14 protein-coding genes are annotated in these 14,062 nt (G+C 40.8%); 11 read left to right on the forward strand and 3 right to left on the reverse strand.

The genetic code is table 11. From position 1 onward, the window contains the following. Positions 1-115: 115 nt before the first annotated feature. From AC1M9L_RS11185 to AC1M9L_RS11195, 3 genes are read right to left on the reverse strand one after another with little or no spacing between them, the layout of a single operon-like run. The gene (locus AC1M9L_RS11185; RefSeq protein WP_481592146.1) at positions 116-2,302 is read right to left on the reverse strand and encodes a polysaccharide biosynthesis tyrosine autokinase; all 2,187 of its coding nucleotides are present in this window, start codon (positions 2,300-2,302) and stop codon (positions 116-118) included. A gap of 17 nt (positions 2,303-2,319) precedes the next feature. After that, complete coding sequence (locus AC1M9L_RS11190) at positions 2,320-2,748, reverse strand: low molecular weight protein-tyrosine-phosphatase (RefSeq protein ID WP_481592147.1); 429 nt, start codon at positions 2,746-2,748, stop codon at positions 2,320-2,322. Then, positions 2,748-3,851 carry a polysaccharide biosynthesis/export family protein gene (locus tag AC1M9L_RS11195; RefSeq protein ID WP_481592148.1) on the reverse strand — a complete coding sequence of 368 codons (1,104 nt, stop codon included), beginning with the start codon at positions 3,849-3,851 and terminating at the stop codon, positions 2,748-2,750. Before AC1M9L_RS11195 ends, AC1M9L_RS11190 begins: the two co-directional genes overlap by 1 nt. 240 nt (positions 3,852-4,091) lie before the next feature. Between AC1M9L_RS11195 and tviB the strand changes: the two genes are divergently transcribed. From tviB to AC1M9L_RS11250, 11 genes are all read left to right on the forward strand, one after another. After that, positions 4,092-5,369: a Vi polysaccharide biosynthesis UDP-N-acetylglucosamine C-6 dehydrogenase TviB gene (gene tviB / locus AC1M9L_RS11200; RefSeq protein WP_481592149.1), complete on the forward strand. Its 1,278-nt coding sequence runs from the start codon at positions 4,092-4,094 to the stop codon at positions 5,367-5,369. Positions 5,370-5,384: 15 nt separating this feature from the next. Continuing rightward, positions 5,385-6,407, forward strand: coding sequence for an NAD-dependent epimerase/dehydratase family protein (locus tag AC1M9L_RS11205; RefSeq protein ID WP_481592150.1), 1,023 nt, complete (start codon positions 5,385-5,387; stop codon positions 6,405-6,407). A gap of 10 nt (positions 6,408-6,417) precedes the next feature. After that, positions 6,418-7,590, forward strand: coding sequence for a lipopolysaccharide biosynthesis protein (locus AC1M9L_RS11210; protein WP_481592151.1), 1,173 nt, complete (start codon positions 6,418-6,420; stop codon positions 7,588-7,590). Next, positions 7,590-8,183 (forward strand): acyltransferase, encoded by a 594-nt coding sequence (locus AC1M9L_RS11215; RefSeq protein WP_104494892.1) that lies wholly within the window; start codon positions 7,590-7,592, stop codon positions 8,181-8,183. Before AC1M9L_RS11210 ends, AC1M9L_RS11215 begins: the two co-directional genes overlap by 1 nt. Before the next feature lie 103 nt (positions 8,184-8,286). After that, a complete protein-coding gene (locus AC1M9L_RS11220; RefSeq protein WP_481592152.1) occupies positions 8,287-8,832 on the forward strand; it encodes an acyltransferase in 546 nt (181 codons plus the stop codon). A gap of 29 nt (positions 8,833-8,861) precedes the next feature. Beyond that, the gene (locus tag AC1M9L_RS11225) at positions 8,862-9,980 is read left to right on the forward strand and encodes a glycosyltransferase (RefSeq protein WP_481592153.1); all 1,119 of its coding nucleotides are present in this window, start codon (positions 8,862-8,864) and stop codon (positions 9,978-9,980) included. Further along, positions 9,977-11,071: a glycosyltransferase gene (locus tag AC1M9L_RS11230; RefSeq protein WP_481592154.1), complete on the forward strand. Its 1,095-nt coding sequence runs from the start codon at positions 9,977-9,979 to the stop codon at positions 11,069-11,071. The genes AC1M9L_RS11225 and AC1M9L_RS11230 overlap by 4 nt, the downstream gene beginning before the upstream one ends. Further along, on the forward strand, positions 11,068-12,231 hold the full coding sequence (locus tag AC1M9L_RS11235; RefSeq protein ID WP_481592155.1) for a glycosyltransferase family 4 protein: 1,164 nt from the start codon (positions 11,068-11,070) through the stop codon (positions 12,229-12,231). Before AC1M9L_RS11230 ends, AC1M9L_RS11235 begins: the two co-directional genes overlap by 4 nt. After that, positions 12,228-12,770, forward strand: a complete 543-nt coding sequence (locus tag AC1M9L_RS11240; RefSeq protein ID WP_481592156.1) for a serine O-acetyltransferase — start codon at positions 12,228-12,230, stop codon at positions 12,768-12,770. The genes AC1M9L_RS11235 and AC1M9L_RS11240 overlap by 4 nt, the downstream gene beginning before the upstream one ends. A 16-nt stretch (positions 12,771-12,786) precedes the next feature. Next, positions 12,787-13,392: a sugar transferase gene (locus tag AC1M9L_RS11245; protein WP_481592157.1), complete on the forward strand. Its 606-nt coding sequence runs from the start codon at positions 12,787-12,789 to the stop codon at positions 13,390-13,392. Next, a complete protein-coding gene (locus tag AC1M9L_RS11250; protein ID WP_481592158.1) occupies positions 13,389-14,051 on the forward strand; it encodes an acetyltransferase in 663 nt (220 codons plus the stop codon). The genes AC1M9L_RS11245 and AC1M9L_RS11250 overlap by 4 nt, the downstream gene beginning before the upstream one ends. Positions 14,052-14,062 lie beyond the last annotated feature (11 nt).

Genomic DNA, 14,062 nt, shown 5'->3' on the forward strand with positions numbered 1-14,062 from the left:
TCAATTCACTTTCAGCGATATAGAATTTCAATGAAATCAACAAAATTTCACAAATATACAGTGTTTGATCGGCATAAAAAAAGCCTGAATAGATCAGGCTTTTATTCAAGAATAATTAATCATTGTCCTTTGAGGCTTTATACGCATACGCATAGTTATAACCATAGCCATAACCTGCCGCATTACGTTGAATGTCATTTAGAATAAAGCCATTCACTTTCACACCGGCTTGTTCGAAACGATTGACTGTGATTTCGAGTTCTTTCATTTGTGTCTTCGCATAGCGAGCAATGACCAAATTCACACCTGCATATTGCGAAATGATAATACCGTCAGTCACAGCAAGTACAGGTGGCGTGTCAATGATCACATGATCAAACTGTGTTGAAAGCTGTTCAAGCAACTGTTTGAATTTTTCAGAACTCAACATCTCAGATGGATTGCTCGGACTCTTACCACGAGTGATCACACTTAAACCAGCGACTTCAGTGTCTCGAATAATATTTTGTAGAGAGTGCTGATCAGTCATGTAATCAGTCAAACCTGGCTGTGTTTCAATATTGAAATATTTGTGTAGATAACCACGACGTAAGTCAGCATCAATAATCAAAACACGTTTGTCGGCTTGCGCTAATATTGTTGCTAAATTTGTTGAAATAAATGATTTACCCACTTCAGGTGCAGGACCAGAAATCATAATCACATTATTTCGAGCTGAACTCAGCGCAAAATGAATCGCCGTGCGCATGCTGCGTAAACTTTCAATCGCAATATCATCGCTATTTTTAATCGCGAGAATTGGGATTTTCTTATGTTTTTTCAGCATCTTAATGCGGCTTTCTTGTACTGGAGAACGCGGTACCGTTGCATATACCGGCAGATCCAATTCATTTTCAATTTGACTAGAGTCTTTAATACCTGAACGCATCATATTACGTAACAGCGCCAGAAGTGTCCCCAGGAAACCGCCGAGGAAAATGGACAGAATTAGGATCTGTAATTTTTTAGGTTTAATTGGTTCAATTGGTTCTACTGCAGTATCAACAATGCGAACATTACCAATTTCCCCCGCTTTCGCAATGCGAAGTTGTTGGTACGAATTCAGCAAAGCTGTATACAACTGTTGTTTGACTTCAACTTCACGGAATAACTGTAGATAGCGACGTTGCAAGTCTGGGAGTTGTTTTAATGTGCCATCCAATTCATTGATTTTTTTATTGATCGCGCCAAGTTGAGCGTTCATTTGTTGCATGATCGGATGTTCATTGGTGTATTTCGCACCCGCTTCAGCCACTTTTTGCTCAAGTTCAGCCTTTTGAGTTTCTAAGGTAACACTTTGCGTTAAATACAATTCAGATTCTTTGGTAACATCAACCGTATTAAAGCCTTGACGGAATTTGTTAAATTCACGTTCGGCGACATCCAGTTGTTGTTTTAGTTCTGGGAGTTGTTCATCCAAGAATTTGAGCGTTTGCGCAGTTTCAGCAGAACGTCGCTCTACATTTTGCTGACTATACGCATTTAAAATCGTATTCAGGACTTTTGTAATATGTTCTTTATCTTGACCTTGATAATTGAGTCCCAGAACACCAGTCATTTTCCCTTTTTCAGCCACTGAATAGTTGGCCAAAAGCGATTTCATCGCAGCAGGCAAAGACTGTTTGGTGATGATATAGCGGTCATTCAATTGATCTTGTGTGCGAATCTCAACTTTCCATACGCCATCGCGGGTAGAGTTTTGATTGAGCTGGTTGATTGAACCTTTTAGCACCACTTCTTCGGTTTTTATATCGGTCAGGGTAAATTGTTTCTCCGTAAAATTAAGTTCTAATGCACGGTCACGAAATTTCTGAGGAACATGGAAATGGGGAATCGCAAAAGATTTTTCGTCATCGTTAAAAATCACAGATTGACGTGAATAACTGGTCGAATAGTCATGTGGTGAAAATAAACGATCAAAGAAAGAGTTTTGCGTACCAGATACCCTAAGATCTAAATTTAAATTCTCAATCACTGAACCGAGGACTAATCGAGATTTCAGGATTTCAATTTCAGCTTGTGCGGGTTGTTTCTGCTCAATCATATTTGAGAGATCACCCAAAAGTGCAGCTGATGTACCTTTACTTTCTTCAACTTGGACCAAAGCATCAACAGAGTAGGTATCTGGTGTTGTACGCAAGTAGAGTAGGGCACAGACCAGACTCAAAATCACACACAAGGCAATCAGTTTCCATTGTGCGATTAATGAAAAAAATAATTCTTTTAAATCAATTGTATCTTCGGTATTCGCGGTTTGACTCATAATCTTTATTCAAAATATTAAAGGTGTTTTTTCCAATCAGCGATACAATCCTGAATCAACTGACAGGTGTCATTAAAGAATGCTTGATCGTGTTGGTAAGGATCCGCAATATTTTTTTCACGCCAGTGCCCCAAGCGAAAGGTTTTTCCTTTTGCGTATGGCCATGTTTGTTCGATATGCTTCTGTTGGTTCTGGCTCATGACAAGAATCAAATCCGCATTTTTGACCAATTCAGCATTCAGTTTGCGCGCCACATGATCTTGCATATTTATACCGAAATTTTGCATACATTGTAATGCTTTATCATCTGCAGGATGGCCAACTAAGCCAGAAATCCCAGCAGAGTGTATGTTTCGATCAGGGTACGCATCTTTTAGGAAATATTCTGCCATGGGGCTTCGACAGATATTTCCAATACATACCACTAAAATATTTTGAAAATTCATCAATTCCCCAAACGATCTAAATTATATAAAGCATTGGAGAAAGGAATAACCTGGTTGACCACACGTTGCCAGCGCGTTAGACCCGTTGCATCGACATAAACAATATCATTACTTTGCATTTTAAACTGATTAGCGAGACCAAAATTAGCAATGCTAGACAGATCCATATGAAAGATTTCAGTCATAGGTGAGTCACTTTGACTTCTAACGACGTAAATTTTACTACTGCTCGCAGACAATGGATTTAGCCCTAAGCTCTCCCCAATCACATCACTTAAAGTCATGCCTTGATCACGCATTGGTAGGGATTGGTTTTTACCTGACTCACCCATGACATAGATTTTTTGATCTTCACGCGAGTTCACGTAAATCGTATCGTTGGCTTGTACCAAAAGATTGTGTAGTGAAAACCCTGCTTTCTCCAGCTCAATCGAATTTAAATTATAGGTTTGACCATTGCGAACAAGACTAATCGACGTATTAGCACCAAATTGTGTGTTGATGCCACCGGCTAAACCAAGCGCAGTATAGATACTGGTGGGTTGGTCATTTAGCGTATATTGACCCCCTTTCATCACGTTGCCTTGTACCGAATAGCGCTGACCTTGGTAAGACAAAACTCTAGCGATGACATCTGGCGTTTTTAAATAACGGGCAAGTAATTGACGAAGTTCTTGATTCACTTGATCTAAACTTTTGCCAGCCGCTTTATAACGTCCAATAATTGGAAATTGAATATAGCCACGAGAATCGATTTGATAACCATTGGATTTAATGGCTTCTTGATTACTAATGGTACTGGTTGGAGGTGTAATTTCTGGATATGCCCATAGATAAATGGATAATACGTCACCAGCGCTGAGTAGATATTGTTTTTGATTTTGTAGAAACAAATGTCCCAAATCTTGGTGAACATTGACTTGTGCAGGTTGAACAGCAAAAAGGGACTCTTGAGTGAGTTTGATGACATTGACTTGAGTGCCCAAATCCGTCTGAAAAACACCTTCTTCAGGTAAGTCATAGGTTTGAAGACCTGAGGTAACAGCACATCCTGTAAAGCTTAAACTTAATGCCAACAGCAAACTATAACGATAGTGACTCACTCGTATTCCTATATTGTATACATTTATGATTATTCAAAAATTAATCTTAACTTAACTATATAAAGTTAAGCGACATTTTATACTAATTAAAACAATAAATATATCTTACCCAAGCTATCTTTATGTTTTAAATGCAGAAAGTATAACTTCTCTGACTTAAAGGAGTTTAATAAGAGTAATTTTTATCAAACTATTAATGATGTAGAATATCCATTTTAGAGCATATATAAGGCTTCAGAGATGTATGATCTCTATAATCTAAAAATTGCCATTATCGGATTGGGTTACGTCGGTTTACCGCTCGCTGTTGAGTTTGGTAAAAAAGTTCCTGTCGTGGGCTTTGATATCCATCAAAAACGCATTGATGAGTTGCGTAAGGGGCATGACCATACATTAGAGGTTTCATCAGAAGAGTTAGCGCAGTCTACGCAGTTGATTTATAGTGCGAATTTAGAAGATCTAAAAGACTGTAATTTGTATATTGTCACAGTGCCAACACCAATTGATGAATATAAACAGCCAGATCTTATCCCACTTGTTAAAGCATCGCAAAGTATTGGGCAAGTTCTGAAAAAAGGCGATGTGGTGGTCTATGAATCTACGGTATACCCAGGTGCGACAGAAGAAATCTGTATTCCTGAACTAGAAAAAGCATCAGGTCTTAAATTTAACCAAGACTTCTTTGCAGGTTATAGTCCTGAGCGTATTAACCCAGGTGATAAATTGCACCGTGTCACCAATATTTTAAAAATCACTTCAGGTTCAACGCCAGAAGTCGCTGACTTTGTCGATGAAGTTTATAACTTGATTATTGAAGCTGGTACCCATAAAGCAGCGAGTATCAAAGTCGCTGAAGCAGCTAAAGTGATTGAAAACACACAGCGTGATGTGAATATTGCACTGATCAATGAGCTTGCAGTGATCTTTAATAAAATGGGCATTGATACCGAAGCGGTGCTGCAAGCGGCTGGCACGAAATGGAATTTCTTACCTTTCCGTCCGGGTCTAGTGGGTGGTCACTGTATCGGTGTGGATCCGTACTATTTAACCCATAAAGCCCAAGCGATTGGCTATCATCCTGAAATTATTTTGGCAGGTCGTCGTCTCAATGATGGCATGGGTGCGTATGTGGTGACTCAGCTTGTGAAAGCCATGCTAAAAAAACGCATTCAGGTGGAAGATGCCAAAGTCCTGATTTTGGGTCTCAGCTTTAAAGAAAACTGCCCCGATATTCGCAATACCCGCATCATTGATATCGTGAAGGAGCTGAAAGAATATCATATTGATGCCGATGTCTATGACCCATGGATTGATGCTCAAGAAGCTAAGCATGAATATGGCATTCAGCCAATTTCGACTTTAGAAAATGGCAAATATGATGCCGTGATTTTAGCGGTGGCACATGATCAGTTTAAAGCGATGGGTGCAGATGCTATCCGTGCTTTGGGTAAATCTGAACATGTATTGTATGACTTGAAATATGTGTTATCTCAAGCCGAATCTGATTTGCGTTTGTAAGAGGACATATTTTTCATGAATCAATATCAACAGGTATGTGAGCAACTGAAAGTACAGCCAAAAACATGGCTCGTGACAGGCGTTGCAGGTTTTATCGGCTCAAACCTTTTAGAAACACTACTTAAGCTTGATCAAACCGTGGTGGGTTTAGATAACTTTGCCACAGGTCATCAACATAATTTGGATGAAGTCCAAGCTTCTGTGACCACAGAGCAGTGGGCGAAATTCAGCTTTATTGAAGGTGATATTCGTCAGTTTGCCGATTGCCAAAAAGCCTGTGTAGGTGTGGACTATGTGTTGCATCAAGCGGCACTTGGTTCAGTACCACGTTCAATTGCAGACCCGATTACTACCAATGAAACCAATATCAGTGGTTTCCTCAATATGCTAACTGCGGCACGTGATGCCGGTGTAGCAAGCTTTACTTATGCGGCAAGCAGCTCAACTTATGGTGATCATTCTGCATTGCCAAAAGTCGAAGAAAATATTGGCAATCCATTGTCACCTTATGCGGTGACTAAATATGTGAATGAGCTGTATGCCGATGCATTTGCTCGGAGCTACGGCTTTAAAGCCATTGGTTTACGTTACTTCAACGTGTTTGGTAAACGCCAAGATCCAAACGGTGCTTATGCGGCAGTGATTCCAAAATGGACGGCATCGATGATTCATGGTGAAGATGTCTTCATCAATGGCGATGGTGAAACCAGTCGTGATTTCTGTTTTATCGACAATACAGTACAAGCCAATATTTTGGCAGCAACTGCATCCGATGAGGCGAAAAATCAGGTCTATAACGTGGCTGTGGGTGATCGTACTACGCTCAATGACTTGTACCGTGCGATTCAATTAGCACTTGCGGAAAATGATGTACAGTTCGAGCGGGATCCTGTGTACCGTGATTTCCGTGCAGGGGATGTGCGTCATTCACAAGCGAGTATTGCTAAGATTCAAAAGCATTTGGGTTATGCGCCTGAGTTTAAAATTGCCGAAGGTATTCAACTGGCCATGCGTTGGTACGTGAACAACTTAAAATGATCTTAAGCAGATGATTGCGAAACTGTTCGCAAAGTATCAGTCCATTGGGCTGATCACATTAAGTTTACTTGCAGGTGCGATAATGACATTTATCGCACTTCCTGTTTTAACACGCTTATATTCTGTTGCGGACTTTGGGGCGTATGGGATTGCTTTAGCGATCGTTAGTGTTTTATCGACTGTAGCGAATTTGCGTCTGGATCAAGCTTTATTGGTCGCTGAGGAGCAGGATAAAAAAAGCCTGATTTTTGAAGGAGCAGTGTTCTCAACGGCGATTGCTATTATCAGTGGTATTATCATCAGCTTCATTTTAAATGTTGAAATGGCAGGGGCGGTTGCCACAGGTGTGCTTGCCAATACCCTGATTCAGAGCCTGTATAATTATCAATTTTCCGCACATAAAGAATATTTCTGTGCGAGCTTGAATATTTTTAGAAGTGCGATTGTGGTAGTGGTTCAACTGTCTTTACCGCTTGTGATGCAAATTAGTTTGGTCAATAGCTACAATATCAGCTCGATCATCGTGATTGTGGCTGTATTAATTTATCTATTGAAACATCAACTCTATCAAGTCTGTTGGCAGGCATTTAAGAATTATAAAGATTTCATTTACGCCAATACGCCACATGCTTTGTTGAATAGTTTTTCGCATAACTTGCCTTACTATGTGGTGTCGCATTTTGTGGGTGTACAGGCGATGGGTTTCTATGCCATTGTCGAGCGTACTTTACGTGTGCCGATCAATCTGATTTCGCAAACCTTGCGTCAGTTCTTTATTCGCAAATTCAAAACCACAGAATCCAATCAAAGTGCTTTAAAGGCGAGTGTATTGCTCAGTCTCGTTTCACTACCTTTATTTGCGATTTTCTTTATCTTGCCTGAATCCCTATATTTATGGGTTTTTGGCACTGAATGGATCGGCATCTCAAGCTATTTCCAAATTTTAGCCTTGGGCTATTGGGCGATTTTCTGTAATCCGCCTAGCTCGGCTTTTTTAATTGCCAAGCGTAACAGCCAAGTGTTGTTTAAACTGCAAATTGTTGAGCTGATCATTAAGTTCGCATTATTTGCCGGTTTATATGTTTTATTTGACGATAAAATTTATATGCTATTGGCAGTGCCTGTCGCACTCATCATCTATAACTTTGCCATTTTATATGTGGTGTGGAGAAACAAAAACTGATGTTTTTTAAACTATTAAAACTGATGAATTGGTTCACTGCACAATGTCGTCAGCAATTTTATAACATGGCTTTTGGCACGAAGTTTCGCTATTTCGGCAAAGGCTGTACGGTCGATATTAGTGGAAAGGTGAAGATCGGCAACAATGTTTATATTGGCGATCATGTCAGTCTGATTGTTGAAAATGGTGCTGTGCTAGAGATCGCCGACAACAGTTTTATTGGTGAAAACTGCTATATCAAATGTTTTGGTGGCAAGGTAGTGATTGGTCAAGATGTTAGTATCAATTCCAAATCGTATATCAATGGCTGTGGCGGTGTAACGATTGGCGATAACACCCGTATTGGTACGCAAAGCATTATTATTGCGAGTAATCATAAGTTCGGTGAGCCTGATCTTTTGGTCAAAGATGCGATTACCAAACTCGGTGTCAGCCTCGGTGAAAATATTTGGCTTGGTGCACGAGTGACAGTTTTAGATGGCGTGAATATACCAAGCAATAGCGTGATTGGCGCGTGTAGTTTGGTGTCCAAACCGCTGGATGATGCTGGGGTTTATGTCGGTAGTCCTGTCAAAAAAATCAAAGCGCTTTAGAACAAGGTTCACGTGACTTTCACACGCATATCTTCAAGTGCATTTTCAGCGTAAAATATTCAGCGATTTTTCCTCCTTTTAGAACCTGACATAGGTCATGTATATGGCATTTATTGTTTCTGCTTTTCGACAGTTGTTTGATTTGGTCTATTTTATGGCTAAAGGCAGTGTGGCATATGCACGTAAAAAGGGGGTGAAAATTGGTGAAAACTGTCGAATTTATATTAAAAATTGGGGCTCAGAACCGTTTTTAATATCATTGGGTGATCATGTTACGGTCACCTCAGGCGTAAAATTTATTACCCATGATGGTAGTACCTGTTTGGTCAAAGATGCCCAAGGTAAACGTTATCAACGCTTTGCGCCGATTCAAGTTGGCTCGTATGTGTTTATTGGTGTGAATAGCATTATTATGCCGGGCGTGAAGATTGGCTCGAATGTGGTGATTGGTGCAGGTTCAGTGGTGACCAAAGATATTCCAGACAATACTGTGGCGATTGGTATCCCTGCGAAAGTGGTGTCGAGCTTTGCTGATTATCAAACCAAAATTCAAAGCACGTGTGCTAGTGATAGCGACTTGGTCGGGATCACTGATTATCAACAGCGTGTTGAACGTGCCATGCAAGTGCAACAGCAAAAATCCTCTTAATTCATTCTCCCCACATTTTAGGTTGTTCTATGCTGAATAAAATCATGTTTTTCTTGCCAACTTTAGGTGGTGGCGGTGCGGAGCGTACCGTAATCCAACTAGCAAATAACCTGGTACAGCAAGGCCGTGATGTCGATGTGGTGGTCTGTGATTTAAGCGGTGAAAAATCCAAACTACTGCCTGAAGTCGACTCTAAAATTCAGCTAATTGATCTCAATTGCGGTCGTGTATTTCGGGCAATTCAACCCTTAAAACAATTACTCAAAGCCATTCCATATGATGCAGTGATTGCTACCCAAAGCCACAGCAATATCGTCTGTGCTATTGCAAAACGTTTGGCAAAAAGTCAGAGCAAACTGATTTTGCGTGAAGTCTCGACGCCATCGAAAAATATGAAGCTGACAGGGCTAAAAAAGTTTGTCTTTAACCGTTTGGTGAATTGGACCTATTGCAGTGCCGATCAAGTGGTCTGTGTCTCCAATGGTGTATTAGAAGATTTTAAACAGTACTATCATTACGCTGAAAATAACCTGAACACCATTTTTAACCCTGTGATTGACAGCAGTTATCTGCAAAAACTCAAAGCACCGGTACAACACCATTTCTTTAGCCAAGATCACCAAGTGGTGTTGGCAGTTGGGCGTTTAACTGAAGCCAAAAATTTTGGTTTATTGATTCGTGCTTTCCATGAGTTACATCAAATCCATCCTGAAACTCGTCTCATTATTTTAGGTGAAGGCGAGTTACGTGCTGAATTTGAAGCCTTAATTAAGGAACTGAATTTAACCGACGTGGTGGATTTACCAGGATTTGATCCAAATCCATATGCCTATTTTAAATATGCTTCACTGTTTGTTTTAAGCTCGAATTGGGAAGGTTTACCGGGTGTGTTGATTCAGGCATTGGCCTCCAACGTCAAAGTGGTCAGTACGGATTGTCCAAGTGGTCCACGTGAAATTTTGGCAGACGGTCAGTTTGGTCTATTGGTGCCATGTGATGATCAAAAAGCTTTGAGTCATGCTATGCATCAAGCGTTGTATCATGATTATGTCGAGTTTGATGCGGAAGCCTTTAAGCAACATTGTTTGCAATTCCATAAAGATACCGTGGTGCATCAGTACCGAGATTTGTTGGAGTCGAAGGCATGAATAAACCGCTAATGGTGCATGTGATTACCAACTTTGCAGGGGTAGGCGGTGCTGAGATGATGCTGGCACGTCTGATTCAATTCACTGAAGATCAATATCAGCATGTGATTATCAGTTTAATGAAAACCTCTGAGGTGTATCAAACCACGCTCGAGCGTTGTCAGTCACATTATGCGCTGCAGTGGAATGGTTTAAATACACTAAGTACGATTCAAAAATTGCGCGGTTTACTCAAACAATTACAACCGAAAACTGTGCAATGTTGGATGTACCATGCCAATGCATTGACTAGTCTGAGTGTCGTCGGTTTAGCTCAAAAACCAAATGTGGTGTGGGGCATTCATCACTCACTTGCATCCCCAAAAGATGAATCAATCAGTACTAAAATTGCACTGGGTTTAAGTAAAGCTTTATCAAAACAACCCAGTGCCATTATTTATTGTGCGCATTCATCGAAACAGCAACATGCTGACTTTGGTTTTCAAAATACCTATCAGCATGTGATTGCCAATGGCGTATTTCTCGATAAATTTCAGCCGAATTTGCAGTTCCACCAACCGACCGTAATTGGTTTTGCAGGGCGATATCACACCGCCAAAGGTTATCCCTATTTGTTTGAAACTATGGACTTGCTGAAAGATGAAAACATCATCTTTAAAATTGCAGGTAGTGGCGCGAGTTTAGAAAACCCAGAAGTTAAAGCCTTATTTGAACAATATCAGTTAGATGCTGAAAAGGTTCATCTATTGGATCAAGTCTCAGATATGCCTGCCTTTTATCAATCGATTGATGCTTTTCTGATGACTTCAATTACTGAAGGTTTTCCAAATGTGTTGGTCGAAGCCATGGCATCCGGTTTACCATGTATCAGTACAGATGTGGGTGATGCCAAATATATTGTGCAAGATTTAGGCAGTATTGTGCCACCAAGAAATGCCCAAGCCTTGGCAGATGCGATTTTGGCGTATGCACAAAAAACCGAGGCAGAAAAACAAGGCTTAAAACAAGCAACGCGTGAACGGGTCGAGCAGAATTTCAGTATTGCAACCGTCAGCTGTCAATATATGCAGGTGTGGAGCCAACAGGCATGAAATTTTTAATGATCAGTAGTTTTTTGCCGTCGGTATTGAATTTTCGTGGCAAATTATTGGAAGCGATTTCTGCCAAAGGGTATGAGATTCATATCATGGCACCTGAGTTTGCAAGCTTTCCCGAAGAACAGCAGAAACTACAAGCACTTGGCTATCACTTGCATGAAATCCCGATGCAACGCACGGGCACCAATCCACTGTCGGATTTAAAATTATTTAAACATCTGTATCAGCAAATTCGTCGTATTCAACCGGATTATGTGCTGTCCTATACCATTAAACCGGTGATTTATGGCACGCTCGCATCATGGCTAGCCAAAGTACCGCATCGTTTTGCGTTGATTACCGGTCTCGGCTATGCCTTTCAAAATGTCGAATCAGGTAAACGCAGTCTATTTCAAAAAATTGTGCATGGCTTATATGCCCAAGCTTTAAAATATAGTGAAAAAGTCTTTTTTCAAAATCCTGATGACTTAAAACTATTCCAAGATATGCACTTGCTTGAACCCAACAAACCCACTGTGGTGGTGAATGGTTCAGGCGTGAATGTCCAAGACTTTGATGTCATGCCTTTACCGAAAAATGCAGAAGGGCAGGTTAAAGCATCCTTCTTGCTGATTGCCCGACTACTCGGTGATAAAGGCGTACGTGAATATGCGGAATCGGCACGTATCATTAAAGAAAAGCATCCTGAAGCAGAATTTCATTTAGTCGGCTGGATTGATGATAATCCTTCTGCGATTGCCCAAGCTGAACTCGATCAATGGATTGCTGATGGTCGCCTCAAATATTGGGGCAAACTCACTGATGTCCGTCCTGCCATTGCAGAAAGCTCAGTCTATGTGTTGCCATCGTATCGTGAAGGCACACCACGCACGGTATTAGAAGCCATGGCGATGGGTCGTGCGATTATCACCACTGATGCACCAGGGTGCCGTGAAACCGTATCCCATGGTGTAAATGGCTATTTGGTCGGAGTAAAATCAGTCGATGATTTGGTACACAGCATGCACTATTTTATTGAAGATCCAGAACTCATTGAACTCATGGGGCAACGTTCACGTGAAATCGCCCTCAATAAATATGATGTGCATCAGGTTAATCGTCATATGATGAGTGAAATGCAATTAGCATCTGTGCATCATGAGGTGCTGAAATGATCATCAAATATATCAAAAGTGATTTATATCGTTATACGGGCAAGATCAGTTTTAAATTATTTTTAAAAAATTATTTACTCAATCGCGGTTTTAACTTTTCGTTTTGGCTACGGATTGCTAGTTCAAAAACCTTTTGGGCAAAATTGGCTTATCCAATTTATTACTATAAAAAAAGAAAATACGGCATTGATATCCATATCAGCACCAAAATTGGCTACGGTCTATATATTGGTCATGGTGGTCCGTTGGTGATTAATCCAACTGCTGAAATTGGTAACAATGTTAATCTTTCCCAATTTACGACGATTGGTGCCAATGGTGGACGTAAAGCCGCACAAATTGGCGATAATGTTTATATTGGCCCCAATGTTTGCATTATTGAAGATGTTAAAATCGGTGAGAATGCCACGATTGGTGCAGGAAGTGTGGTCACTAAAGATATTCCTGAAAATGCCACGGCTGTGGGAAATTATGCCAAAGTGATTCACATGAATAATGCAGGTCAATCTGTAAATAGACGTTGGACAGATCTTGACTAAGGGGCAGAGGAATTCAATGTTAAAACGTATTATTGATATCACGATTGCATCGACCGCTTTAATTTTGCTATCGCCTGTGTATTTTATTGTGGCACACAAGGTGAAAAAGAATTTGGGTTCACCGGTGCTATTTCGTCAGGTACGTCCGGGTCTACACGGCAAACCGTTTGAAATGTTCAAGTTCCGCACCATGAAAGATGCGTTGGATGCTGAGGGCAATCCATTACCCGACAGTGAGCGTTTAACCCCATTTGGTAAAATGCTTCGTGCAACCAGTTTGGATGAAATGCCTGAACTATGGAATGTGATTAAAGGCGACATGAGTATCGTGGGTCCGCGTCCATTACTGATGGAATATTTGCCTTTATATAATGAGGAACAAGCCAAACGCCACAATGTGCGTCCGGGCATCACTGGTTATGCGCAAGTGAATGGTCGTAATGCCATTTCATGGGAAAAGAAATTCGAACTCGATACATGGTACGTTGAAAACCAATCGCTATGGCTTGATTTTAAAATCATGTTCAAAACCATAAAAAAAGTCATCGCCAAAGATGATATTAGTGCCGAAGGCGAGGCAACCATGAGTAAATTTGCCGGCACACCGGAACACAAAAAATGACAACACTTTATGCAATTTATGGTGCTTCAGGTTGTGGGCGTAGTCTGATGCCTGTTGCCCGTCAGCAATTGGCGCGTGAACAAGATCAATCTGAAATTATCTTTATTGATGATGCTTTAACAGAAATCAGTTCAGTGAATGGCCATCGTGCCATGAACTATCAGGCATTTTTAAATGAATCAGCATCTGAAAAATATGTACAAATTGCGATTGCCAATAGTCGGGTACGAGAAAAAATTGCTCATCGTTTAGAAGCCGATGGTATTCAGCTTTGGTCGATCTCTGCCGATAACGTGATTTTCATGGATGAGGTTCAAATCGCGGAAGGTTCAGCTTTAAGCCCATTTGTTACGATTACCTCCAACATTAAAATCGGCAAATGCTTCCATGCCAATTTATACAGCTATGTGGAGCATGATTGTGTGATTGGGGATTTCGTTACCTTTGCGCCAGGCGTAAAATGCAACGGCAATATTCATATTCATGACCATGCCTATATTGGCGCAGGTGCCAAGATTAAGCAGGGCACGCCCGATCAGCCATTGGTGATTGGCAAAGGCGCGATTGTCGGCATGGGTGCCGTAGTCACCAAAAGTGTTCCTGCGGGCGCAACAGTGGTGGGTAATCCTGCGCGGATTGTCAGCACTTCACAGCAATAAGTTTTAGGAAA

The sequence above is a fragment of the Acinetobacter sp. ANC_7511 genome (assembly GCF_056779975.1).

Excerpts from the sequence above, each read along its gene's own strand:
- AC1M9L_RS11185 (WP_481592146.1), bottom strand. The coding sequence starts at position 2,302 with ATGAGTCAAACCGCGAATACCGAAGATACAATTGATTTAAAAGAATTA.
- AC1M9L_RS11190 (WP_481592147.1), bottom strand. The coding sequence starts at position 2,748 with ATGAATTTTCAAAATATTTTAGTGGTATGTATTGGAAATATCTGTCGA.
- tviB (WP_481592149.1), top strand. The coding sequence starts at position 4,092 with ATGTATGATCTCTATAATCTAAAAATTGCCATTATCGGATTGGGTTAC.
- AC1M9L_RS11205 (WP_481592150.1), top strand. The coding sequence starts at position 5,385 with ATGAATCAATATCAACAGGTATGTGAGCAACTGAAAGTACAGCCAAAA.
- AC1M9L_RS11210 (WP_481592151.1), top strand. The coding sequence starts at position 6,418 with ATGATTGCGAAACTGTTCGCAAAGTATCAGTCCATTGGGCTGATCACA.
- AC1M9L_RS11215 (WP_104494892.1), top strand. The coding sequence starts at position 7,590 with ATGTTTTTTAAACTATTAAAACTGATGAATTGGTTCACTGCACAATGT.
- AC1M9L_RS11220 (WP_481592152.1), top strand. The coding sequence starts at position 8,287 with ATGGCATTTATTGTTTCTGCTTTTCGACAGTTGTTTGATTTGGTCTAT.
- AC1M9L_RS11225 (WP_481592153.1), top strand. The coding sequence starts at position 8,862 with ATGCTGAATAAAATCATGTTTTTCTTGCCAACTTTAGGTGGTGGCGGT.
- AC1M9L_RS11230 (WP_481592154.1), top strand. The coding sequence starts at position 9,977 with ATGAATAAACCGCTAATGGTGCATGTGATTACCAACTTTGCAGGGGTA.
- AC1M9L_RS11235 (WP_481592155.1), top strand. The coding sequence starts at position 11,068 with ATGAAATTTTTAATGATCAGTAGTTTTTTGCCGTCGGTATTGAATTTT.
- AC1M9L_RS11240 (WP_481592156.1), top strand. The coding sequence starts at position 12,228 with ATGATCATCAAATATATCAAAAGTGATTTATATCGTTATACGGGCAAG.
- AC1M9L_RS11245 (WP_481592157.1), top strand. The coding sequence starts at position 12,787 with ATGTTAAAACGTATTATTGATATCACGATTGCATCGACCGCTTTAATT.
- AC1M9L_RS11250 (WP_481592158.1), top strand. The coding sequence starts at position 13,389 with ATGACAACACTTTATGCAATTTATGGTGCTTCAGGTTGTGGGCGTAGT.